Origin of the sequence: Candidatus Sodalis pierantonius str. SOPE (assembly GCF_000517405.1) — a bacterium.
In the GTDB taxonomy this organism is placed as follows: domain Bacteria; phylum Pseudomonadota; class Gammaproteobacteria; order Enterobacterales; family Enterobacteriaceae; genus Sodalis_C; species Sodalis_C pierantonii.
In genome coordinates, this window is the sequence record NZ_CP006568.1 from 205,037 (window position 1) to 225,181 (window position 20,145).

21 protein-coding genes and 7 pseudogenes are annotated in these 20,145 nt (G+C 53.8%); 13 read left to right on the forward strand and 15 right to left on the reverse strand.

The genetic code is table 11. The features are described from left to right. Positions 1–155: 155 nt before the first annotated feature. Positions 156–602: pseudogene (locus tag SOPEG_RS01170) on the forward strand (glucuronate isomerase); the annotation flags it as partial. 245 nt (positions 603–847) lie between these two features. Here the strand turns inward: SOPEG_RS01170 and SOPEG_RS22370 are convergent. Next, on the reverse strand, positions 848–1,399 hold the full coding sequence (locus SOPEG_RS22370) for a helix-turn-helix domain-containing protein (RefSeq protein WP_025244005.1): 552 nt from the start codon (positions 1,397–1,399) through the stop codon (positions 848–850). A 168-nt stretch (positions 1,400–1,567) separates the two neighbouring features. Here SOPEG_RS22370 and SOPEG_RS01180 point away from each other — a divergent pair, with 168 nt between their 5' ends. The 8 genes and pseudogenes from SOPEG_RS01180 to SOPEG_RS01205 all read left to right on the forward strand — a co-directional run bounded on the left by SOPEG_RS01180 (position 1,568) and on the right by SOPEG_RS01205 (position 6,507). Further along, the gene (locus SOPEG_RS01180) at positions 1,568–1,804 is read left to right on the forward strand and encodes a helix-turn-helix domain-containing protein (RefSeq protein WP_025244006.1); all 237 of its coding nucleotides are present in this window, start codon (positions 1,568–1,570) and stop codon (positions 1,802–1,804) included. Between the two features lie 2 nt (positions 1,805–1,806). Further along, the gene (locus SOPEG_RS01185) at positions 1,807–3,441 is read left to right on the forward strand and encodes a DNA-binding protein (protein WP_335334065.1); all 1,635 of its coding nucleotides are present in this window, start codon (positions 1,807–1,809) and stop codon (positions 3,439–3,441) included. Between the two features lie 12 nt (positions 3,442–3,453). Beyond that, a pseudogene (locus tag SOPEG_RS30485) lies at positions 3,454–3,849 on the forward strand (Mu transposase C-terminal domain-containing protein); the annotation flags it as partial. Positions 3,850–3,860: 11 nt separating this feature from the next. Beyond that, positions 3,861–4,790, forward strand: coding sequence for an AAA family ATPase (locus SOPEG_RS01190; RefSeq protein WP_025244007.1), 930 nt, complete (start codon positions 3,861–3,863; stop codon positions 4,788–4,790). Between the two features lie 11 nt (positions 4,791–4,801). Next, positions 4,802–5,092 carry a hypothetical protein gene (locus tag SOPEG_RS01195; RefSeq protein WP_025244008.1) on the forward strand — a complete coding sequence of 97 codons (291 nt, stop codon included), beginning with the start codon at positions 4,802–4,804 and terminating at the stop codon, positions 5,090–5,092. A 7-nt stretch (positions 5,093–5,099) separates the two neighbouring features. After that, positions 5,100–5,291, forward strand: coding sequence for a hypothetical protein (locus tag SOPEG_RS26950; RefSeq protein ID WP_148296976.1), 192 nt, complete (start codon positions 5,100–5,102; stop codon positions 5,289–5,291). Then, complete coding sequence (locus SOPEG_RS01200; RefSeq protein ID WP_025244009.1) at positions 5,281–5,523, forward strand: DUF3164 family protein; 243 nt, start codon at positions 5,281–5,283, stop codon at positions 5,521–5,523. Before SOPEG_RS26950 ends, SOPEG_RS01200 begins: the two co-directional genes overlap by 11 nt. Positions 5,524–5,583: 60 nt before the next feature. Next, a complete protein-coding gene (locus SOPEG_RS01205) occupies positions 5,584–6,507 on the forward strand; it encodes an IS5-like element ISSoEn1 family transposase (protein WP_025244010.1) in 924 nt (307 codons plus the stop codon). 41 nt (positions 6,508–6,548) lie between these two features. On the opposite strand, the gene SOPEG_RS30335 is transcribed toward SOPEG_RS01205, so the two are convergent. Further along, entirely contained in the window at positions 6,549–6,671 is a 123-nt protein-coding gene (locus SOPEG_RS30335; protein WP_257720367.1) for a hypothetical protein, read from the reverse strand. A gap of 338 nt (positions 6,672–7,009) precedes the next feature. Here SOPEG_RS30335 and SOPEG_RS23775 point away from each other — a divergent pair, with 338 nt between their 5' ends. The 3 genes and pseudogenes from SOPEG_RS23775 to istB form a co-directional block, all read left to right on the forward strand. Then, entirely contained in the window at positions 7,010–7,243 is a 234-nt protein-coding gene (locus SOPEG_RS23775) for a DNA adenine methylase (RefSeq protein ID WP_148296977.1), read from the forward strand. 322 nt (positions 7,244–7,565) lie between these two features. After that, positions 7,566–8,144: pseudogene (locus SOPEG_RS29030) on the forward strand (DNA adenine methylase); the annotation flags it as partial. A gap of 110 nt (positions 8,145–8,254) precedes the next feature. Next, positions 8,255–8,560: pseudogene (gene istB, locus SOPEG_RS01215) on the forward strand (IS21-like element ISSoEn3 family helper ATPase IstB); the annotation flags it as partial. 350 nt (positions 8,561–8,910) lie between these two features. On the opposite strand, the gene tuf reads toward istB, so the two are convergent. The 9 genes and pseudogenes from tuf to fkpA form a co-directional block, all read right to left on the reverse strand. Then, a complete protein-coding gene (tuf, locus tag SOPEG_RS01220; protein WP_025244013.1) occupies positions 8,911–10,095 on the reverse strand; it encodes an elongation factor Tu in 1,185 nt (394 codons plus the stop codon). Between the two features lie 71 nt (positions 10,096–10,166). Next, on the reverse strand, positions 10,167–12,272 hold the full coding sequence (fusA, locus tag SOPEG_RS01225; RefSeq protein ID WP_025244014.1) for an elongation factor G: 2,106 nt from the start codon (positions 12,270–12,272) through the stop codon (positions 10,167–10,169). A 94-nt stretch (positions 12,273–12,366) separates the two neighbouring features. Continuing rightward, complete coding sequence (gene rpsG / locus SOPEG_RS01230) at positions 12,367–12,837, reverse strand: 30S ribosomal protein S7 (RefSeq protein ID WP_011412093.1); 471 nt, start codon at positions 12,835–12,837, stop codon at positions 12,367–12,369. A gap of 94 nt (positions 12,838–12,931) precedes the next feature. Beyond that, entirely contained in the window at positions 12,932–13,306 is a 375-nt protein-coding gene (gene rpsL / locus SOPEG_RS01235) for a 30S ribosomal protein S12 (RefSeq protein ID WP_025244015.1), read from the reverse strand. A 133-nt stretch (positions 13,307–13,439) separates the two neighbouring features. Next, entirely contained in the window at positions 13,440–13,727 is a 288-nt protein-coding gene (tusB, locus tag SOPEG_RS01240) for a sulfurtransferase complex subunit TusB (protein ID WP_025244016.1), read from the reverse strand. Between the two features lie 15 nt (positions 13,728–13,742). Next, positions 13,743–14,102 carry a sulfurtransferase complex subunit TusC gene (tusC, locus tag SOPEG_RS01245; RefSeq protein WP_025244017.1) on the reverse strand — a complete coding sequence of 120 codons (360 nt, stop codon included), beginning with the start codon at positions 14,100–14,102 and terminating at the stop codon, positions 13,743–13,745. Between the two features lie 7 nt (positions 14,103–14,109). Then, a complete protein-coding gene (tusD, locus tag SOPEG_RS01250) occupies positions 14,110–14,502 on the reverse strand; it encodes a sulfurtransferase complex subunit TusD (protein ID WP_025244018.1) in 393 nt (130 codons plus the stop codon). Continuing rightward, positions 14,499–15,222 (reverse strand): annotated as a pseudogene (locus SOPEG_RS01255) (helix-turn-helix transcriptional regulator). The gene tusD and the pseudogene SOPEG_RS01255 overlap by 4 nt, the downstream one beginning before the upstream one ends. 274 nt (positions 15,223–15,496) lie before the next feature. After that, positions 15,497–16,285: an FKBP-type peptidyl-prolyl cis-trans isomerase gene (gene fkpA / locus SOPEG_RS01260; RefSeq protein ID WP_025244019.1), complete on the reverse strand. Its 789-nt coding sequence runs from the start codon at positions 16,283–16,285 to the stop codon at positions 15,497–15,499. A 321-nt stretch (positions 16,286–16,606) separates the two neighbouring features. Here fkpA and SOPEG_RS01265 point away from each other — a divergent pair, with 321 nt between their 5' ends. Next, positions 16,607–16,825: a protein SlyX gene (locus SOPEG_RS01265; protein WP_025244020.1), complete on the forward strand. Its 219-nt coding sequence runs from the start codon at positions 16,607–16,609 to the stop codon at positions 16,823–16,825. A gap of 49 nt (positions 16,826–16,874) precedes the next feature. On the opposite strand, the gene slyD is transcribed toward SOPEG_RS01265, so the two are convergent. From slyD to kefG, 4 genes and pseudogenes are all read right to left on the reverse strand, one after another. Next, positions 16,875–17,387 (reverse strand): peptidylprolyl isomerase, encoded by a 513-nt coding sequence (gene slyD / locus SOPEG_RS01270; RefSeq protein WP_025244021.1) that lies wholly within the window; start codon positions 17,385–17,387, stop codon positions 16,875–16,877. 93 nt (positions 17,388–17,480) lie between these two features. Further along, the gene (locus SOPEG_RS01275; protein WP_417903430.1) at positions 17,481–17,708 is read right to left on the reverse strand and encodes a YheV family putative zinc ribbon protein; all 228 of its coding nucleotides are present in this window, start codon (positions 17,706–17,708) and stop codon (positions 17,481–17,483) included. Further along, positions 17,668–19,494: pseudogene (gene kefB, locus SOPEG_RS01280) on the reverse strand (glutathione-regulated potassium-efflux system protein KefB). The gene SOPEG_RS01275 and the pseudogene kefB overlap by 41 nt, the downstream one beginning before the upstream one ends. After that, positions 19,484–20,034, reverse strand: a pseudogene (gene kefG / locus SOPEG_RS01285) (glutathione-regulated potassium-efflux system ancillary protein KefG). Before kefG ends, kefB begins: the two co-directional pseudogenes overlap by 11 nt. Positions 20,035–20,145 lie beyond the last annotated feature (111 nt).

Genomic DNA, 20,145 nt, shown 5'->3' on the forward strand with positions numbered 1-20,145 from the left:
CGGCGGAATTGGCGCAAAGATGTGACATTTTTGTTGATTCATGAAGGGTGTTCGCTACGACAGGGCTTAGAATCCAATCAGTTGGTCCTAAATTGGTATAACATCTTTCGACATTTTGGAAACATTGCTAAAAAAACGAAGGTGAGGAGCCTGTTATGACCGCGTTTTTAACTGAAGATTTTTTGCTGGACAGCGAATTCGCCCGCCGTTTGTATCATGACTATGCGAAAGACCAGCCGATTTTTGATTATCACTGTCATTTACCGCCGGAACAGATCGCGCAAAATTACCGCTTTAAAAACCTGTACGACATCTGGCTGAAAGGAGACCACTATAAATGGCGCGCGATGCGCACCAACGGCGTGGCCGAACGTTTTTGTACCGGCGACGCCGGCGACTGGGAAAAATTTGAAGCCTGGGCGCAGACCGTGCCGCACACCATCGGCAACCCCCTCTATCACTGGACCCATTTGGAACTGCGCCGTCCGTTCGGCATCAGCGACACCTTATTGTCGCCAGCGACCGCGCGGCAAATCTGGGACCGCGGTAATGCCCTGCTAGAACAGGATAATTTCACCGCCCGCGGCATTATGCAGCAGATGTGTGGGGTGGCAATCATTTCTGGACTCTCAAGGGGAATGATGGATTAGCCGGAAGCCCTTTACTGACGCGGCTTACAGTGATTTTAAGAATTCTGGACTCGTCGCAAAAAAATGAGCAGAAAATGAGTTTTTTGCACTATATTCTGGACTGGATTGGTCGTGGTTTGAGTAAGTTTTAAAGCCGTTTAAACAATTTTTGATTAACGATTTCGTTGCTAAATATAAACAGAGAATTTATAGTTTTGTTAAACGACCCTTTTGCGCTCGCTTGCTAGGCTATCTTCTGATGCTACTTCACCCTCCTCACTAGCCCCCTTTTTGATTTGGTCATAAAGCTGCATAAGACGCTCTTTTTCTTCCTGAGAGAGTAGAAGTAGGGCGTTATCTACGGAGTCAATACGTGATGATGAAAGCAATATTCCTTTGGCTCTTTCTTTATGGATAAGACGGATTAGTGATTCTATATCCTGACGATCAAGAGACTCATAAATCATTAGCCATGTATGTTTTAAGTTGTCATGCTCTTGTGTTTTTGGACTACTTTTAGCTCTACGCTCTTTATTTAGCCCTAACGCGAGCCACTCAAGACTAACATTCTCAGCTTCAGCTAACGACAAAACTACCTTTAACGCTGGCTCAGTGCCTTTATGTAAGTAGTTATTTATTGTTGATGCAGGTAGCCCCCAAGCCTTAGCTGCTGAACGAATACTTCTTCCGCCAATAAGCATTTCAAGACGCTCCCTGAAGCTTTCTTTTCCCTCCCAGCCAAAAGCAAATTTATTTTCTTTTGTACCCATTTTTCTATTCCATGTAACATTTTGAATTATAAAGGAAAAACAAGAGCGCGCTAAAAAAAGAAAAGAAAGAGCTATTTTTGCTTTACTTGGGTTATTTTTAGGGCAATACTTGTCGATAGAAGTAAGCCTTATGACTTACCCGCATGGTTAACTTTTTAGGGTAATCGAATGATAGATAGAAATGAAGTGAATCATTGTGACTGGCACCGAATTGATATCGTGGCCTCCCTGCACAAGAAGGGGATCACCATGCAAGATCTTTCCCGCGGCTCGGGGCTGGCGTCCAGCACGTTAAAAAACGCGCTGTATCGTCCCTATCCCAAAGGTGAACGCATTATCGCTAATGCACTCAATGTGGATCTGGCCAGCATTTGGCCAAGTCGTTATATGGTCAAGGTGTCGTAATTATGTTTGTTACGGTGAGTGAGTTAGTCGGTTTACCCGGATTACCTGGCACCTTGCAGGGACTTCGCTGGTCATTGAATAAGCGGACTGCAAATTCACCCGATTTAGTCCGTAAGCGTTCGGGTACCAAGGCTTTCGAGTACCACATAGATTGTTTGCCAGAACAAACACGCGAGATCATCAAACAGCGGCACTATAAATCTTTGATTGCGCAAGCCCCGGCCCAGCCGGCTGATGAGTCGGTCAAGCGCAGCACCGCCATCAAGTCGCGTGATGAGCTGGCGATCATGCGCCAATGTCCCGCTCTGCTCGAGCGCAAGGTGCAGGCCCTGAACGATCACCAAAAGCAGATTGCCGATGCGCGCATGATACTGGCACAGGAAGTGATTCGGTTACAGCAGGCTGGCATGACCCGCATTGCGGCGGTGACCTTTATCGTCGATGAGTCAAAGGCCGGCACATTGCCCGAGGCCCTGCAGCGCGCCGCCACGCTGGCTAACGCCAAAAAGGGCCGCACCCGGCAAGGGGTGGGCAAAAGCAGTCTGCAGGAAAGGGTGAGTCTCTATCTTAGCGCCGAGCGGCCCCAGGAGCGTCTGGCGATACTGGCTCCCGGTCAGCCGAAGAAGCAGCGTCCCGAGGACATGACGTGGTTCTACGCCCTGTTCTGGCCGCATTATGCCCGACCCTGTGGCCCCACAGTGCTGGAAGCCTACCGCGCGTTTCAGGCGGACTGGCAGGGCAAATACCATGACCAGCCCGCCATGCTGGCGGCCCTGCCGACCTACGACAAGGTCAATCGCATGGTCAAGAGGGTGGCACCTCACCGACGGGTCAAGGGCCGGGTCACCGGTTCGGCGCTCAAGGCGTATCAGGTGTACCAGCAGCGGGATTGGGCACAGATGCCGGTGAACGGCTGCTGGATAGCCGACGGCAAGTCGCTGAACATGAAAGTGGCGCATCCGATACACGGGCGGCCCTTTACCCCGGAGCTGACGTTGGTGCTCGACGGACGTACCCGGTATCTGGTGGGCTGGAGCCTGTCACTGGCGGAAAACGCCATCGCGGTAGCGGATGCATGGCGTTATGCCATCCAGCACCACGGCAAGCCATTGTTTGCCTACTCCGATAACGGCGGTGGTGAGACCAACAAGATGCTGGATGCGGATATCACCGGGATTTTTCCCCGGCTGGGCATAGAGCATATTACCGGTATCCCCGGTAATCCGCAGGCGCGGGGGATTATTGAGCGGCTTAACGGGGTTCTCCCACGCCGGCTGGCTCTGCGCTTTCAGACCTATAACGGGCTAAGCGCTGACCCCAACGGGACGCGGGTGCAGGGGCAAAAGCTGCTGAGTCTGTCGAATGCCTTGCGCCAGGGTAAAGAGCTGAACCCTGTCCAGCAGAAAACGCTGGCGATATTGCCCAGCTGGCGGCAGCTGATAGACGCCATCGAGGAAGAGGTGCAGCGCTATAACCACAGCCACGAGCACAGCGCGCTGCCGAAGGTTAACGGCAAGTCGATGACGCCGGCTGCTTACCGCAAGGCCCTGCTGACCGAGGAAGGAGACAACATTGAATACCTGACGCCGGGCGAATTGCGCGAGATGTTTATGCCGGAAGAGAAACGCGTGGCCTAGCGCGGTTGGGTTGAACTGTTGAATAACCAGTATTTTGCCCGGGAGCTGATTGAGGTAGACCGCCAGACGGTGCGGGTGGCCTACGATATCCATAATCCTAATGAAGTGATTATTCGCCAGTTGAACGGCGCCTATCTCTGCACTGCGCTCTGGAATGGCAATACCGCCTCGCCGGTGCCGGTCTCCAGAGTGGAAAAAGCGCTGGAAGCGCGCGCCAAGCGTCGCATTAAGCTGGCTGAAAGCAAGATTCAGGATGCGAAAGACGAATTACGCCCGGTGATTGACGCGCCCAGGGAAAGCGATTACAGCCTGCTGGTACCCAAGGCAGCGGAACCCGAAAAAGAGAAGGTGTATTTATTTGAATCTGAATATGAGCACGATATCAAGCAGGTCGGTAATAACCGCTAAGGATATATTGTATGACAACGCGAGAACGTATTTTCCAGCTGATGGAGCGGTCAGGTTACACCCAGCGCAAGGTGGCCGATAAAACCGGATTAAGCGGCGCGACCATTTCACAATATTTAAAGGGGGTCTACAACGGCAATATTGATAACGTCGAGGGCACACTGCGGGATTTTCTTGACCGCGAGACAGAGCGCGCCCACCGGCGGGACATCAAGGTGCATTTTGTGCCGACCCATCTGGCCCGGGTGGCGCTGGACCTGATTGGTGCCACGCACGACTTCGGCGATATCGGCGTGATATACGGCCCGGCTGGCATGGGAAAAAGCATGGTGCTGAAGGAGTATGTGCGCGCCAACAGCGCCAATAAAGGCGTCATCCTGATTGAAGCCGACCCCGGCTATACCACCAAGGTGTTATTGCAGGCGCTGTGCGCCCGGCTGGGTCTGCGCAAAACCGGCAATATTCATGAGCTGGTCGAGGAATGTGTGCAGGGGTTGCGCGACAAAAACTGGCTGGTCCTGGTTGATGAGGCCGAGCTGCTGCCCTACCGGGCGCTTGAGGTCCTGCGCCGCATTCACGACCGTTCCGGGGTGGCCATTGTCCTAGCGGGGATGCCGCGCCTGCTGCTCAATTTGAAAGGCTCACGAGGGGAATACGCCCAGCTCTATAGCCGGGTGGGCATGGCGTTAGACCTGGAATCTCGTAAGAAAGACAGTGAAGCCGAGGATTTCAGCGCCATTCTGGGCAGCCTGCTCTCGAACGGTGAGGCCACGGGCGAGCCGCTTGCGCCAGAGATTGCCGCCGCCTTTCGCAAGCATTCACGGGGCAATTATCGCCGCTTGTTTAAACTGGCGCGCGGGGTGGCCCGGACAAGCGCTATCGGCAATCAGGGGATGTCCGTGACATTAATCGACCGCTATGCGGAAATGCTAATTCATTGAAGGAGGAAAGTATGTCAGTCCATCATAAAGCGGCATCGACCAACACTCATCTTATCGCCGCGATGACGCAGGCAGGAGCCGTTATTCATTATTTGACGATAAGAGGCGTGAGCGTAAAAAGCGTGATATTGCATAATTGCAAATCCGTTATCCGTATTGAACACCATCCGCTCTGTGAGCAGTTATTAAAACAGGGGCAGGCGGATTATATCACCGTGGGCAAAAACGCACAGGGTGGTTTTAAGCAAGGGGCATTCATGAAAGGTGGGTGCAAGGTGATTTGGTCAACGTCATTACATTGAGGCTATCATGCCAATTAAAATAACAGTGACTCTTCTAGATGATGAAAAAGGCACTCATGCGAATATCCGTGCTAAACAAAAAAAGGTTACACCACATGAAGATAAATGTGCACGCCTATTACTTAAACTGATAGAAATGTATTTCTCTGAAATTGGTGAAAACGAAAACAGGATTAAAGGAGTTCCCCATGTCCACTAACTCACATGACAATACCGTGCCCGCCGGCTACTGGCAGGACGCCAAAAGGGTATTGATACCCGACGCCATGGTAAAACCCATTGATAAGGAGCGTGACGCGTTGGTTAAAGATATTGTGGGGCGCGCCCGGCCGCTGTATGAGGCATTAAGAGACTTTAAACACCGCGCGTTTGTCGATATCCAGGCATTGATTGACCTGTCGATTGAGCAGTACGGGGGCTTTGTTGAATAAATCGAACTTTTAGGTGACTGGCGGCTCTGATCACTACATTCGTTTCAACATCAGGTCCCCATGGCAAAGCAAAAGTTTAAAATCACCAACTGGCCCGCATACAACAATGCGCTCAGGCAGCGGGGGGACATGACAGTATGGCTTGATGAGTCAGCCATTGCTGCATGGACTGAGAGTACACCCCCTGAACATCGTGGCCGGCCGCTTCACTACACCGATATGGCCATTACCACGGTTCTGATGATAAAGCGCGTGTTTAACCTTTCGCTCCGGGCGTTACAGGGTTTCGTTGACGCGATTTTTAAACTGATGGGGCTGTCGCTGCGCTGCCCAGATTACTCTCTGGTCAGCCGGCGAGCAAAAACCGTCGACATCAGCATAAAAACGCCAACCCGCGGCGAAATCTCACACCTGGTCATCGATGGCACCGGCCTGAAAATCTTCGGCGAAGGCGAATGGAAAGTCAGGCAGCATGGGGCTGAGAGGCGCAGAGTATGGCGCAAGCTTCATCTGGCAGTAGATAGCGCGACACATGAAATTATCTGTGCCGATTTATCGCTAAGCGGTACGACAGATGCGCAGGCGCTGCCCGGGCTGATTAACCAAACCCACCGGAAAATCAGGGAAGCGTCGGCTGACAGTGCTTACGATACGCGTTACTGTCATGATGCTCTGCTGAGGAAAAAAATAAAGCCGCTTATCCCACCGCGAAGTGGTGCGCAATATTGGCCAGCTCGATACTATGAGCGTAACCATGCGGTGGCAAATCAGCATCTGAGCGGCAATAACGATACCTGGAAAAAGAAAGTAGGTTATCACCGGCGTTCACTGGCTGAAACGGCCATGTTCCGGTTTAAAACACTTCTGGGTGGTCATCTGAGTCTGCATGACTATGACGCGCAGGTAGGTGAGGCAATGGCAATGGTTAAAGCACTTAACCGGATCACACTGTTAGGAATGCCAAACAGCGTCCGCATCATGTAACAATCGCCCTGATAGGGAGGAAGTCGTCACAAATTTCGGATTTATTCAACAAAGCGATCCACACCGATAAAACCTGATGGAAAAACCGTCAATCCACCATAAAAAGCCAGCACAAAAATGATGGCTATTGCCCTTAGACCATCGATATCATAGAGGTATTTCATAAAAACCTATATTTTTCAATTAATTATAATAAAAAACAGTTCATTGCAGCTCATCTGCAGCCTTACCCTAACGTATTTTGCATCATTGTTAAATACACTCGTTTATGGGAACTCCCAGCTTAATATTTATGCCGACAGATTAATCAATGCTGGATTACCTCTTTAGCCATTACAGGTTAACATTTTGATTTTAAATTAAAATATTTCTCTTCCCGTGTTATTATTTATAGCCACTACCCCTCAGTCAGTATCTACGAGTTACAACTAATAATTATCTTGACGATTAATTACTGATTATTGATCGGTAAAAATTATAGTAACGCATGAGGATTGCATTAATGAGTACGCCAATCGTACCTTGGGTGGGAGGAAAGCGGCGGCTGGCTAAACGTCTTCTATCGTACTCTCCTGAGCACAAATGCTACGTTGAACCATTCTGTGGGGGAGCGGCGCTGTTTTTCAGCAAGGAACCATCCACAGTCGAAGTGCTGAACGATATCAATGGCGATTTGATAAACCTCTATCGGGTGGTTAAGTGTCACCACCAGTTTAAATCTGATCAATTCTGCTAATTAAATCACTATTCTTTTAAGAGGAAGCTAACAAAAATAATCTTGGATATTTGAAAACTATAAGACAGTTCGACAAGTGGTCATAATCGCATCCATATGCGCGATCTCTACATCGAAAAAAACGCCAAGCAGGGCGCTGACGCGGTTTCCGGGGCTATGCCAGTCACAAGTTCGCTTCGCTCACGTATCGGTGCGCAGAAGCTTCAGAGCGCGTTTATAAGTACTTTTCGCGCCTCGCATGCCTTCGGCATAATGGCGTATTAATAACCACTGATTTTAACAAAAAAGCCTATTTTACTTAGCAGGGTGGATCACTTTTCAATTGGTAATGACAGTTAAGTACCATTTGGAGAAATTTATACGTCAGTTTAAGTGGGCTTTAAGCAGTAGGCAGCTGTTTGATTGGCTAAAAGAAACACCACCACAAACGCTGACCGATATACAGCGAGCCGCCCAGTTTTACTATCTTCAACAACTCACATTTGGTGGCAAAGTGAGCGGGCAGAACTTTGGTACTTCCGCTGTGCGATCACAGTCATTGAACCTTCTAAGAATCGAAGAGCAGCTATAACAGGCTCATCTGCGTTTATCTCAGGCAACCATAGAGCATCTTGGTTGGCAGGCTTGTATTGAAAAATATGATAGGCCACATACATTGTTCTACCTTGATCCACCTTACTGGAAGACTCAAGGCTATGGCGTGGCGTTTGGCCTAGAGCAATACAGCATCATTGATAGCCTGGCTCATTCGATAACAGGAAGAATGGTTATTTCAGTTAATGATATCCCAGAAATGAGGAGCATCTTCAAAAACCTTCATATCGACGTTGTTGACCTAAAATACTCATTAGGCAACAACCCTCATAGCAGACGCGAGTTGATCATTCGCAATTTCGCCTGATTTCCTTTTTGCAAACAATTCTGGACTGTCCAAAATGGCCACTTTTTAGTGGTTTAAAGGAGTCCAGAATTGCTTGCAAATTAGTCCAAAATATTTTGCATCGCTACAGGACCTATCTAAAACAGCTTAAGCAGTTAGAAAAAATAGAGTTACTGATCTTGGACGACGTGGGCCTAGAATCAATAAGTCCGATGCAGGCAACGATGCTATTGGAGGTGATGGAAGATCGCTACGATAAAAGCAGCAGCATCCTGATCAGTCAACTGCCGGTGAAAAAATGGTATGGACTGATAGAAAACCCCACGACAGCTGACGCGTTACTCGATCGGTTAGTACACCCCAGCTATAGACTGGAACTTAAAGGCGAATCACTACGCAAAGAGCAAGGAGTAACCAGCACAGGAAAAATAGACTAAACCCGAGTCAGAAGATGAGCGAACACGTGATCGAATATCACGGGAATGGGTGATCGGAAAATATCGGAATAACTGATCGGATGTCGCCGGAACAGCTGATCGGATACGTCGGAATCTGCAGCGAGACTATCAGATACGCTAATGTGGATGTGAAGCAACGGACAATGCTCCGGACCACCGTGCCCGAACAGCCACGATGGCGCCGCAACGCGGTGGAACACCCAACGCGTGCCGCGGACCCGAGTGCGACAGCAACGGCCGCCCAGATGACGCAACCATAAAAAAGGGCGCCCGAGGCGCCCTTTCATGCTGCCGGCTTAACGCCGGCATTGGCTGTAAGACGTAGTGTCTTAACCGATAACTTTGGCAACAACGCCGGCGCCAACGGTACGGCCGCCTTCGCGAATAGCGAAACGCAGACCGTCGTCCATGGCGATCGGGGCAATCAGGTTAACAACCATCTTGATGTTGTCGCCAGGCATCACCATTTCAACGCCTTCCGGCAGTTCGATGGTACCGGTTACGTCAGTGGTACGGAAATAGAACTGCGGACGGTAGCCTTTGAAGAACGGCGTGTGGCGGCCGCCTTCGTCTTTGCTCAGAATATACACTTCCGATTCAAACTGGGTATGCGGCTTGATCGAGCCCGGTTTGGCCAGAACCTGACCACGCTCGACGTCGTCACGCTTGGTGCCGCGCAGCAGCACGCCAACGTTCTCGCCGGCACGGCCTTCGTCCAGCAGTTTACGGAACATTTCAACGCCGGTGCAGGTGGTTTTGGTGGTGTCTTTGATGCCGACGATTTCCACTTCTTCACCCACTTTGACGATGCCGCGCTCTACACGACCGGTTACCACGGTGCCGCGGCCGGAGATGGAGAATACGTCTTCGATCGGCAGCAGGAACGGCTTGTCGATGGCGCGTTCCGGTTCCGGAATGTAGCTGTCTAGCGCTTCCGCCAGTTCAATGATTTTCTGCGTCCAGGCTTCGTCGCCTTCCAGCGCTTTCAGCGCGGAACCGTAGATAACCGGCGTGTCATCGCCCGGGAAGTCGTACTGCGACAGCAGTTCGCGCACTTCCATTTCCACCAGTTCCAGCAGCTCTTCGTCATCAACCATGTCGCATTTGTTCATGAACACGATAATGTAGGGTACGCCAACCTGGCGACCCAGCAAGATGTGCTCGCGGGTCTGCGGCATCGGGCCGTCGGTGGCGGCAACGACCAGGATCGCGCCGTCCATTTGGGCCGCACCGGTGATCATGTTTTTCACATAGTCGGCGTGCCCCGGGCAGTCTACGTGCGCGTAGTGGCGGGTCGGGGTATCGTATTCAACGTGCGAAGTGTTGATGGTGATACCACGAGCCTTTTCTTCCGGCGCGTTGTCGATCTGATCGAACGCGCGCGCGCTACCGCCGTAGGCCTTGGCCAGAACGGTGGTGATGGCGGCGGTCAGGGTCGTTTTACCATGGTCAACGTGGCCGATAGTACCGACGTTAACGTGGGGTTTGGTGCGTTGAAACTTTTCTTTAGACACGGCTATATTCCTTACTCTTATGCTCTCACCAACGGGTGAGAGCACGGGATATTAATTGTAACCCTTAAAGCTTACTTGGCTCTGCGGGTTTCGATAATGGCCTGAGCAACGTTGTTCGGTGCTTCATTGTACTTCAGGAACTCCATGGAGTAAGAAGCACGGCCCTGAGTCTGTGAACGCAGATCAGTAGCATAACCGAACATTTCAGACAAGGGGACCTGCGCACGAACGGTTTTACCGGTCGTGGTGTCTTCCATACCGTCAATCATACCGCGACGACGGTTCAAGTCACCAATAACGTCACCCATGTAGTCTTCAGGCGTTTCAACTTCCACCTTCATGATAGGTTCCAGCAGCACCGGTTTCGCCTTCATGAAGCCTTCTTTGAACGCCATGGAACCGGCGATCTTGAACGCCATTTCCGAGGAGTCGACTTCGTGGTAAGAACCATCGAAGGCGGCAACGCGGACGTCTACGATCGGGTAGCCGGCCAGAACACCGCTCTTCAGCTGTTCCTGAACGCCTTTATCCACCGCCGGAACGTACTCTTTCGGTACCACGCCGCCGACGATTTCGTTCAGGAACTCGTAGCCTTTGCCACCCGGTTCCATCGGTTCAATACGCAGCCATACGTGGCCGAACTGACCGCGACCACCGGACTGACGAACGAATTTACCTTCCTGTTCGACGGTGGAGCGGATCGTTTCGCGGTAGGCCACCTGCGGCTTACCGACGTTGGCTTCCACGTTGAATTCGCGACGCATACGGTCGACGAGAATTTCAAGGTGCAGCTCACCCATACCGGCGATGATAGTCTGGCCGGACTCTTCATCGGTCCAGACGCGGAAAGACGGGTCTTCCTGCGCCAGACGGCCCAGAGCCAGACCCATTTTTTCCTGGTCGGCTTTGGTTTTCGGTTCCACGGCGACCGAGATAACCGGTTCCGGGAATTCCATACGCTCAAGGATGATGGGCGAGGACGGATCGCACAGGGTATCCCCGGTGGTCACATCTTTCAGGCCGATGGCCGCGGCGATATCGCCGGCGCGGACTTCCTTGATTTCTTCACGTTTGTTGGCGTGCATCTGTACGATACGGCCGAAACGTTCGCGCTTGTCCTTCACCGAGTTCAGCACCGTATCGCCGGAGTTGACGACGCCGGAGTAGACGCGGAAGAAGGTCAGGTTGCCGACGAACGGGTCGGTGGCGATTTTGAACGCCAGAGCCGAGAACGGCTCATCATCGCTGGAATGACGCTCAGCATGGGTTTCGCCATCGTCGAGCACGCCATCGATGGCGGCAACGTCGGTCGGTGCCGGCAGGTATTCGATGACCGCATCCAGCATCGCCTGCACACCCTTGTTCTTGAACGCGGAACCACAGGTGACCAGAATGATTTCGTTGTTCAGAACGCGCTGGCGCAGACCGGTCTTGATCTCTTCTTCGGTCAGATCTTCGCCGCCCAGGTATTTGTCCATCAGCTCTTCAGATACTTCAGCTGCGGATTCCACCAGGTGCTGGTGCCATTTGTCAGCCAGCTCGGTCAAATCGGCGGGGATGTCTTCATAAGTGAAGGTCACGCCCTGGTCCGCTTCGCTCCAGTTGATGGCTTTCATTTTCACCAGATCGACGACGCCGGTGAATTTTTCTTCCGCGCCGATAGCTAGCTGAATCGGAACCGGGTTAGCGGCCAGACGGGTTTTCAGCTGCTCGACTACGCGCAGATAGTTGGCGCCCATACGGTCCATTTTGTTTACGAACGCGATACGCGGCACTTTGTATTTGTTTGCCTGACGCCATACGGTTTCAGACTGCGGCTGCACGCCGCCGACCGCACAGTAGACCATGACGGCGCCATCAAGCACGCGCATGGAACGTTCTACTTCGATGGTGAAGTCAACGTGTCCCGGGGTGTCGATGATGTTGATGCGATGCGAATCAAACTGTTTAGCCATGCCGGCCCAGAAACAGGTGGTCGCGGCGGACGTGATGGTGATACCACGCTCCTGCTCCTGCGCCATCCAGTCCATGGTGGCTGCGCCATTATGAACTTCACCGATCTTGTGGTTCACACCCGTGTAGAACAGAATACGTTCAGTCGTGGTGGTTTTACCCGCGTCGATGTGTGCACTGATACCGATGTTACGATAGCGTGCGATGGGTGTTATACGAGCCATTTGAATCCTCGATTACTAGGGCGTTCATTCCGAGCCAACCCGGCAGGGACAGCTCATGAGCGTCCGCCAGGTTAGCGTGACTACGGCGGTACGATTACCAGCGGTAGTGGGCGAACGCCTTGTTGGCATCTGCCATACGGTGAACGTCTTCACGTTTCTTCACAGCAGTACCTTTGTTTTCTGCTGCATCGGAAAGTTCGTTCGCCAAGCGCAGAGCCATAGATTTATCACCGCGTTTACGAGCTGCTTCAACGATCCAACGCATTGCCAGGGCATTGCGGCGAACCGGACGAACTTCTACTGGCACCTGATAAGTCGAACCACCGACGCGGCGCGATTTGACTTCGACAGTCGGACGCACGTTGTCCAGGGCAACTTCAAAAGCTTCCAGATGGCCTTTACCCGAACGCTGAGCCAGGGTCTCCAGCGCGGTATAGACGATTGCTTCTGCGGTAGATTTTTTGCCATCTACCATCAGGATGTTAACAAATTTGGCCAAAAGCTCAGATCCGAACTTCGGATCCGGCAGGATTTTACGTTGACCAATGACGCGACGACGTGGCATGGAAATACTCCGTTGTTAATTCAGGATTGTCCAAAACTCGATGAGTTCTTTGACAGAGTTAATAAAACGTTTGGCCTTACTTAACGGAGAACCATTAAGCCTTTGGCTTCTTCACGCCGTACTTGGAGCGGCCCTGCTTGCGGTCTTTAACACCGGAGCAGTCAAGGGCGCCACGAACGGTGTGGTAACGCACACCCGGCAGGTCTTTTACACGACCGCCACGGATCAGGATCACGGAGTGCTCCTGCAGGTTATGACCTTCACCGCCGATGTAGGAGGTGACTTCAAACCCGTTGGTTAAACGAACACGGCATACTTTACGCAGCGCGGAGTTCGGTTTTTTCGGGGTGGTGGTATATACGCGGGTACATACGCCACGTTTCTGCGGGCAGGCGTCCAGCGCCGGAACGTTGTTCTTCGCAACCTTCATGGAGCGCGGTTTGCGTACCAGCTGGTTAATCGTTGCCATTCAATAAAGCTCCTGGGTTTTGCTTCGTAAACACGTAATAAATCGCCTCGTGATGCCGCGGGGCAAAGTACGAGGACGCAGAATTTTATGGCTGACGGGTAAAGGTGTCAAGAAATATACAACCCACCCTGACTTACCACGCCATCTGCTGCGGCTGTTTTTCGGTCAGCCTGACGAAATCATTATAACTGATTATCGCAATATTGGGCGAAAAATGAACAGACAATCCGCGTGCGGCGATGTCGTTTTCCAGCGCGTGCAGCGCCAGAGGCGAGGCGCTCAGCGCGCGGGCGGCCGGCGAGCCACGCAGACCGGCGATAACGCCATCAGACAGCAGTAGCAGATCGTCGCCGGGCCGCGCGGTACGCAGCAGCGCCGCCAGATCGCAGGCATAGGGAGAACGGCTCAGGGTATACAGCATGGGCGCCCTCCGGCGTTAAAACGTCAAAACGGTATCGTAGGCGGCCAGACGCTGTCGCCAATCCGCCGCCGGCAGCCACTCGGCGTCCAGCACCCAGCCAGCGCCGGCATCCAGTCCGCGCTCCGCCGCCGAGTCGGCGCAGAGATAGAGCCTGTCGACATCATACAGCGATAGCACTCCGAAGGTGGCGACGAAGTCCCGCGCCAGAATTTGCGCCGGCTGCTGCTGCGGCAACAGCAGCAATACGCCGTCGGCAATGAAAAAGACCCCGATATCTTCGGCCAGCGCCGAGGTGGCCAAGAGTGCGTCAAGCCCCTCCCGTCCAGCGGCGTCGCCGTGTGGCCCGTGGGTAAAAACAAAAGCGATGCGGTTCATGGCGGCCTTAAAACTGAATAAAGCGATCGCAGCCGAGCACTGCCTGCACCAGAGTGCCCAGGCCGCTGAGCTCGAAGCCCGGCTGAAGGTTCTCGCCGGCGCGGTTTTGCAGCGACGCCTGTAGGGCATCGGTCACGCCGCGGCGCAGGGCGGCGGCAACGCAGACATGCAGCGCCACCCGATGCTGCTGCGCCAGATCGTGCCAGGCGCGCACCAGATCCACCTCATCGCCGGCGGGCGCACTCAGACGATTGGCGTTAGCAACGCCCTCTTGGTAAAAAAACACGATGCCGAGACGGTGGCCGCACGCCAGCAGCGCCTGGGCGAACTGTAACGCGCTGCTGGCGCGCTGGTTGCCATAGGCCGGTCCGGTGACCATCAGGCAGTAGTTCAGACTCACCGCTCCTGCCCTACAAAATCGCCGCTTTTGAACTGACGGATATACAGATACACCGTGTGCTTGGAGATATTGAGCCTCTCGGCGACCTGGTTGATGGCGTCCTTGATGTCAAAGATGCCTTTCTCGTACAGATTAAGCACGATCTGCCGATTTTTGGCGTTGTTGGATACGTTGCGATCGGCGTTGACTTCTTCGATAGTGAACTCCAGCGTTTGCGCCACCAGATCGTCCACCGAGGAGGCAAAATTCACCGAGGTCGCGATGTCCTGCGTTTCCGGCGGGATAAACGTTTGCATAATCTGCGAGAACGGCACGTCCAAATTCATATTGATGCACAGAAGCCCTATCACCCGCTGCTCGCGATTGCGGATAGCAATGGTGACGGATTTCATCAGGACGCCGTTTTTCGCCCGGGTAAAAGTAGGCGCGGGAAACGCTGCTGTCCTCACCGGCCATGTCATGTAGCATGCGCAGCGCCAGATCCGAGATCGGCGACCCCACTTTACGTCCGGTATGTTCGCCGTTAGCGATACGCACGGCCGAACATTTCAGGTCCTCCAGGGAGTGCAATACAATCTCGCAATGTCCGCCAATAAGCATCGCCAGGCCGTCCACGACGGCCTCATAAGAGGCGAGAATTTCATGATCCACGGCGCTGAAAGGACGTTCGTCCAGTAAATCCAGCTCACCGGAATCAGAATGTGGGAGAGACGTAGACATGTGGAAATACCACCCGTGGTTGTGAATCTGCCGGGATAGTATCGGGCAGATTTGGCTGTAATTCTGTTATCCGGCCGCTAGTCTAGCAAATCCGGTAAAACGCTGTCCTTGTGTTTGGTGAGATTTTTTATTATTCCGCATGGATATTATCCGCCCGCGCCGCGGCCAAAGGCGAAAGAAGCGCTGGCCAGCAGGGCGCCCAAAAAAAGCCATCCCCGGGGGGATGGCCTGCGCGACGCTCACGGGCGGCGGCCCGTTGGCGATAACGGTAGTCTTATTTTTGCTGCGCGCCCGTGTCGGGAACCGGCGCGGCCGCGGCCAGTTTGATATCCAGCAGCTCGACATCAAACACCAACGTGGAGTTGGCCGGGATACCGGGAACGCCGGTTTTGCCATACGCCTGCTCCGGCGGAATAACCAGCTGGATTTGCCCGCCTTTCTTAATGTGCTTCAGCCCTTCGGTCCAGCCGGGGATGACGCCGTCCAGGCGGAAGGAGAGCGGCTCGCCGCGTTTGTAGGAGTTGTCGAATTCCGTCCCGTCGACCAGGGTGCCTTTATAGTTCACAACCACGGTATCGCTGTCGGTCGGCGCGCTGCCGATGCCGGTGCCGGCTTTATCGACTTTATACAGCACGCCGTTGGCAGTTTTCTTCACACCCTTCTGCTTGGCATAGTCGGCGCGGTATTTGTCGCCCTTGGCGGCGTTGTCCTTGGCTTCCTGCTCCATTTTGGTCTGGGCGGCCTGTTTGACGCGCGCCTCAAAGCTTTGCAGCATGGCTTCAATCTCTTGATCGGACAGCTTGCTATTGTTGCCGAAGGCGTCCTGAACGCCGGAGATCAGCTGACCTTTATCCAGCTTGATCCCAAGTTTTTCCTGCTCTTTCAGCGAATTATCCATATAACGCCCCAGGGAGGCGCCCAGCGCATAGGCGGCCTGATCTTCGCTGCTTTTGAATTTGTCCGAGGTGGCGCTGGGAGCCGCATCGGCGGCCAGAGCGCTGCTTGCGTTAAGGGCAAATGCCATAGTAGAGGCCAGCAGCGATACTTTAATCAATGATTTCATAAATCTCCATTTTCCTGGGATAGCGGTCCCGGGGTCGATAGCAAAGTCAGGCAAATACTATAGCTGTGAGCATAAACACAACACAATCGCTATGCCAGTTGATTAACGCTTTCTGGGACTTTTTTTATAACAAGAAGTTTCCTGATAATGCATTTTCATTGCGTCGCGGTTTGATATCACCGCCTAATGATGACCTTTATGCGGGCGATCCGCGCAAAGCAAGATAGAATCTACCGGGATTGCCCGCGCGAGGCAACCGCGAAATGGGAACGGTGCGACGCCGGTTTCATTGGTCTTGATCGGTACCGAGAGGGGAAAATGATGGAACTATCGCAGCTGGAACAACGTCTGGAATTATTGGAGGGACGGGTCGCTTTCCAGGAGATAATGATTGAGGAACTGAATCAGACAGTGGTGGCCCACCAGCGCGATATTAGCCGGCTGCAGGAGCAATTACGCTTGCTGTCGGATAAGTTACGCGCGCAGAACACCTCGCTTATCGCTTCGCAAAGCGAGGAAACGCCCCCGCCCCATTACTGAGCGGGTGGCGCCCATGGCGGGGCCCGCACGGGTCCCGCGCCGATCGCGCTTAGTGGCAGCCGCAACCGCCGCCTTTATGCTCATGATCATGGCCGTGTTCGCCATGAACGTGACCGTGCGCCAGTTCTTCCTCGGTCGCTTCACGCACGGCGATGACGTCCACATGGAAGTTCAGGTTCTGGCCGGCCAGCATAGGGTTGTCGTCAACCACGACATGATCGCCATCGATTTCGGTGATTTCCACCGGGACCTGGCCCTGATCGGTTTCCGCCAGGAAACGCATGCCCACTTCCAGTTCGTCGACGCCCATAAAAACATCTTTAGGCACGCGCTGCACCAGATTTTCATCGTAGGGGCCGTAGGCATCGTTGGCTTCGATACTGATATCAAAGCTGTCGCCCGCGGCGTGGTCTTCCAGCGCTTTTTCCAGCCCGGGAATCAACGAGCCATGACCATGCAGGTACTCCAACGGTGCGCTCACCGGGGATTCATCGACCAATACACCGTCTTCTGTCCTCAACTGGTAGGCCAGACTGACCACCCGATCTTTTACTACTTTCATGATATCTCCCACCATTGGAAACTAATTTGGCGCTGATTCTAACCAAAAACCGCACGTATGTAAGCTTTAGCCGTAAAAAAGCGGTCAATCACGCTACTCCGGATGAAAAATACCGATAATGTGTTCCTTATCCGGTCTTTTCGCGCTAATCATTTCGTCATCCTGTCGCTGGCTATAGCCGCATTTGACGCAGCCCACCCGGTCACTATTCTCCTCGCGCCATACCGCCAGCGTGTCGCCGCTGTGGCAGACGGGGCAGGTGGCGCCAGCGATAAAGCGTTTACGCTTTGCCGTCATTGGGTCGTTCCCCCTGTTGTTCATCCTCGCCCCAACCGTTGAGCAGCCTGCGTTCCTGCTGCATCTCGCGCTGGAAAATGTCCTCCAGCTCGCGCCGCGCCTCCATAACGCGCGAACTGTGCCGCCCTTCCTCTTGGGGTTGGGGCATCAATTCACGCAGCATACGCATATCCAGCCGGCGGAAGTGTTGCTGCGCCCGGTAGGCCTGATGCGGATGCATACCCAACGATTGCAGCACCTTGCGCCCCAACTCCAGCGCGCTGGAGAAGGTTTCACGTGAAAATCGCGACACGCCGGCCTGCAGTAACTCATGCGCTTCAACGCGCGCGCGCCAGAATCTGCAAATGGGGAAAGTGCTGCTGGCAAAGGTGGATAATGGCCATATTATCTTCGGACGTGTTGGCTGCGACCACGATGGTGCTGGCTTTTTCCGCGCCCGCAGCCCGCAGCAGCTCCAATTCGGTCGCGTCGCCGTAATAAAACTTTGTAGCCGTAGCTGCGCATCAGGCTGACGACGCTGATATCGCGCTCAAGCACCGTAATGCGCGTTTTATTCGCCATGAGCAGGCGGCCTATCACTTGGCCGAAACGGCCAAAACCGACAATGATCACCTGCGGCTCGTCGTCGTTGACAAAAGGTTTTTCATCGTCCTCTTCAACTGCATTATAGCGCCGGACCAGGATACGATCGATCAATTGCATCATTAACGGCGTGGTAATCATCGACAATGTGACAATCACCAGCAATAACGATAATTGATCGCCGGTAAGGATTTTCTGCGCCGAGGCGGCCGAAAACAGGACGAAGGCGAACTCCCCGCCCTGGCTGAGTACGCCGGCGAATTGCAGCCGGACGGAGCGCTTAAGCCCCGACAGCCGCGCCAGGATATACAATACCGTGCCTTTTATCGCCACCAGTATGGCGACCCCGGCCAGCACCGTCAGCACATGTACATACAAAATGCCGAGATTCAGCGCCATGCCGACCGAAATGAAAAACAGCCCCAGCAGCAGCCCCTTAAACGGTTCAATGGCAATTTCGAGCTCGTGACGGTACTCGCTTTCGGCCAGCAGCACGCCGGCGATAAAGGTTCCGAGGGCCATCGACAGGCCCAGCAAATCCATAAACAGCGCGGCTCCCAGCACCAGCAGCAGGCTGGCAGCGGTGAAAACTTCGCGCACATTTGCCGAGGCGATATAGCGAAACAGCGGACGCAGCAGATAGCGCCCGCCCACCAGCATGCCGAAAAACGCCGCCAGCTTGATGCCGATTTTCATCCAATCGCCGTGGCCGCCGCCGCCGGAGAGAAACGGGATAAGCGACAGCGCCGGGATCACGGCCATATCCTGAAACAGTAACACCGAGAAACCCAGTTGACCGCCCTCATTGCGGTTCATGCCTTTATCCCGCATCAACTGCAGCGCAATGGCGGTTGAGGACATGGCCAGACCGATGCCGCCGATAAGCGCCGCCTGCCAGCGTCAAGGTAAGCGCAGCCCCCAGCAACGCCGCGGTGATAGCCACCTGCGCGGCTCCGACACCGAATATCGAATGCCGTAAATGCCAGAGTTTGGCGGGGTTCAGTTCCAGGCCGATGATGAACATCAAAAACACCACCCCCAGCTCCGAGAAATGCAGGATCTCATCGACATCGCGAATAAAACCCAGACCCCAGGGGCCGATGGCGATGCCGGCGGCGAGGTAGCCTAACACCGCGTCGATGCCGAGCCGTTGCGCAATAGGCACCGCCACCACCGCGGCAAAAAGAAACAGCACCACCGCAATCAGAAAAGAGGGACTACTCTCCATGGCGTTCGCCCTCCGACGGCAACGGTAACGATAGCCAGCGCGCATATTCACTGGCGCTGCGGGCGAGGCGCGCCGCGCCCAATAAATAATCATCGGCGGCTGCCAGTGCATACGGCACAGCGCGGCGGTCAGGGCGAAAGGACGCAGGATATCCGCCATCTCCACCCCTAACGCGCCGCTGGTCTGATAGGCGCTCTCGGCATCGCCGGTGGTGATAACCGACCGCCAGTGTTTGCCGGCCAGCGCGTCGCCGCCGACACCGCTGGCGAAGCCGCGGGTCAGCACGCGATCCAGCCACTCTTTGAGCAACGCGGGACAGCTGTAGGTGTATAACGGGTGCTGAAACACAATCACCTGGTGATCGCGCAGCAGCTGTTGCTCGTGAGGTATATCGATAAAAAAATCCGGATAGTGCGCATACAGATCATGTACGGTGACATGACTGAGCGTAGCCGCAGCCTTGAGTAACACCTGATTCGCCACCGAATCCTGGGCCTCAGGATGCGCGTACAATAGCAAAACTTTGGGCGGCTCAGAGATCAATTCCCCTCCAAAGCGTCGTCAGGAAGCGGGATTTCCGCTACCATGCTTCGCAAAGATAACGTCAGGACGCGATATCCTGTTTAACATTCAACTATGTAAATTTAACAT

Coding starts and splice junctions, on each gene's coding strand:
- SOPEG_RS22370 (WP_025244005.1), bottom strand. CDS start 1,399: ATGGGTACAAAAGAAAATAAATTTGCTTTTGGCTGGGAGGGAAAAGAA.
- SOPEG_RS01180 (WP_025244006.1), top strand. CDS start 1,568: ATGATAGATAGAAATGAAGTGAATCATTGTGACTGGCACCGAATTGAT.
- SOPEG_RS01185 (WP_335334065.1), top strand. CDS start 1,807: ATGTTTGTTACGGTGAGTGAGTTAGTCGGTTTACCCGGATTACCTGGC.
- SOPEG_RS01190 (WP_025244007.1), top strand. CDS start 3,861: ATGACAACGCGAGAACGTATTTTCCAGCTGATGGAGCGGTCAGGTTAC.
- SOPEG_RS01195 (WP_025244008.1), top strand. CDS start 4,802: ATGTCAGTCCATCATAAAGCGGCATCGACCAACACTCATCTTATCGCC.
- SOPEG_RS26950 (WP_148296976.1), top strand. CDS start 5,100: ATGCCAATTAAAATAACAGTGACTCTTCTAGATGATGAAAAAGGCACT.
- SOPEG_RS01200 (WP_025244009.1), top strand. CDS start 5,281: ATGTCCACTAACTCACATGACAATACCGTGCCCGCCGGCTACTGGCAG.
- SOPEG_RS01205 (WP_025244010.1), top strand. CDS start 5,584: ATGGCAAAGCAAAAGTTTAAAATCACCAACTGGCCCGCATACAACAAT.
- SOPEG_RS30335 (WP_257720367.1), bottom strand. CDS start 6,671: ATGAAATACCTCTATGATATCGATGGTCTAAGGGCAATAGCCATCATT.
- SOPEG_RS23775 (WP_148296977.1), top strand. CDS start 7,010: ATGAGTACGCCAATCGTACCTTGGGTGGGAGGAAAGCGGCGGCTGGCT.
- fusA (WP_025244014.1), bottom strand. CDS start 12,272: ATGGCTCGTATAACACCCATCGCACGCTATCGTAACATCGGTATCAGT.
- rpsG (WP_011412093.1), bottom strand. CDS start 12,837: ATGCCACGTCGTCGCGTCATTGGTCAACGTAAAATCCTGCCGGATCCG.
- rpsL (WP_025244015.1), bottom strand. CDS start 13,306: ATGGCAACGATTAACCAGCTGGTACGCAAACCGCGCTCCATGAAGGTT.
- tusB (WP_025244016.1), bottom strand. CDS start 13,727: ATGCTGTATACCCTGAGCCGTTCTCCCTATGCCTGCGATCTGGCGGCG.
- tusC (WP_025244017.1), bottom strand. CDS start 14,102: ATGAACCGCATCGCTTTTGTTTTTACCCACGGGCCACACGGCGACGCC.
- fkpA (WP_025244019.1), bottom strand. CDS start 16,285: ATGAAATCATTGATTAAAGTATCGCTGCTGGCCTCTACTATGGCATTT.
- SOPEG_RS01265 (WP_025244020.1), top strand. CDS start 16,607: ATGGAACTATCGCAGCTGGAACAACGTCTGGAATTATTGGAGGGACGG.
- slyD (WP_025244021.1), bottom strand. CDS start 17,387: ATGAAAGTAGTAAAAGATCGGGTGGTCAGTCTGGCCTACCAGTTGAGG.
- SOPEG_RS01275 (WP_417903430.1), bottom strand. CDS start 17,708: ATGAACAACAGGGGGAACGACCCAATGACGGCAAAGCGTAAACGCTTT.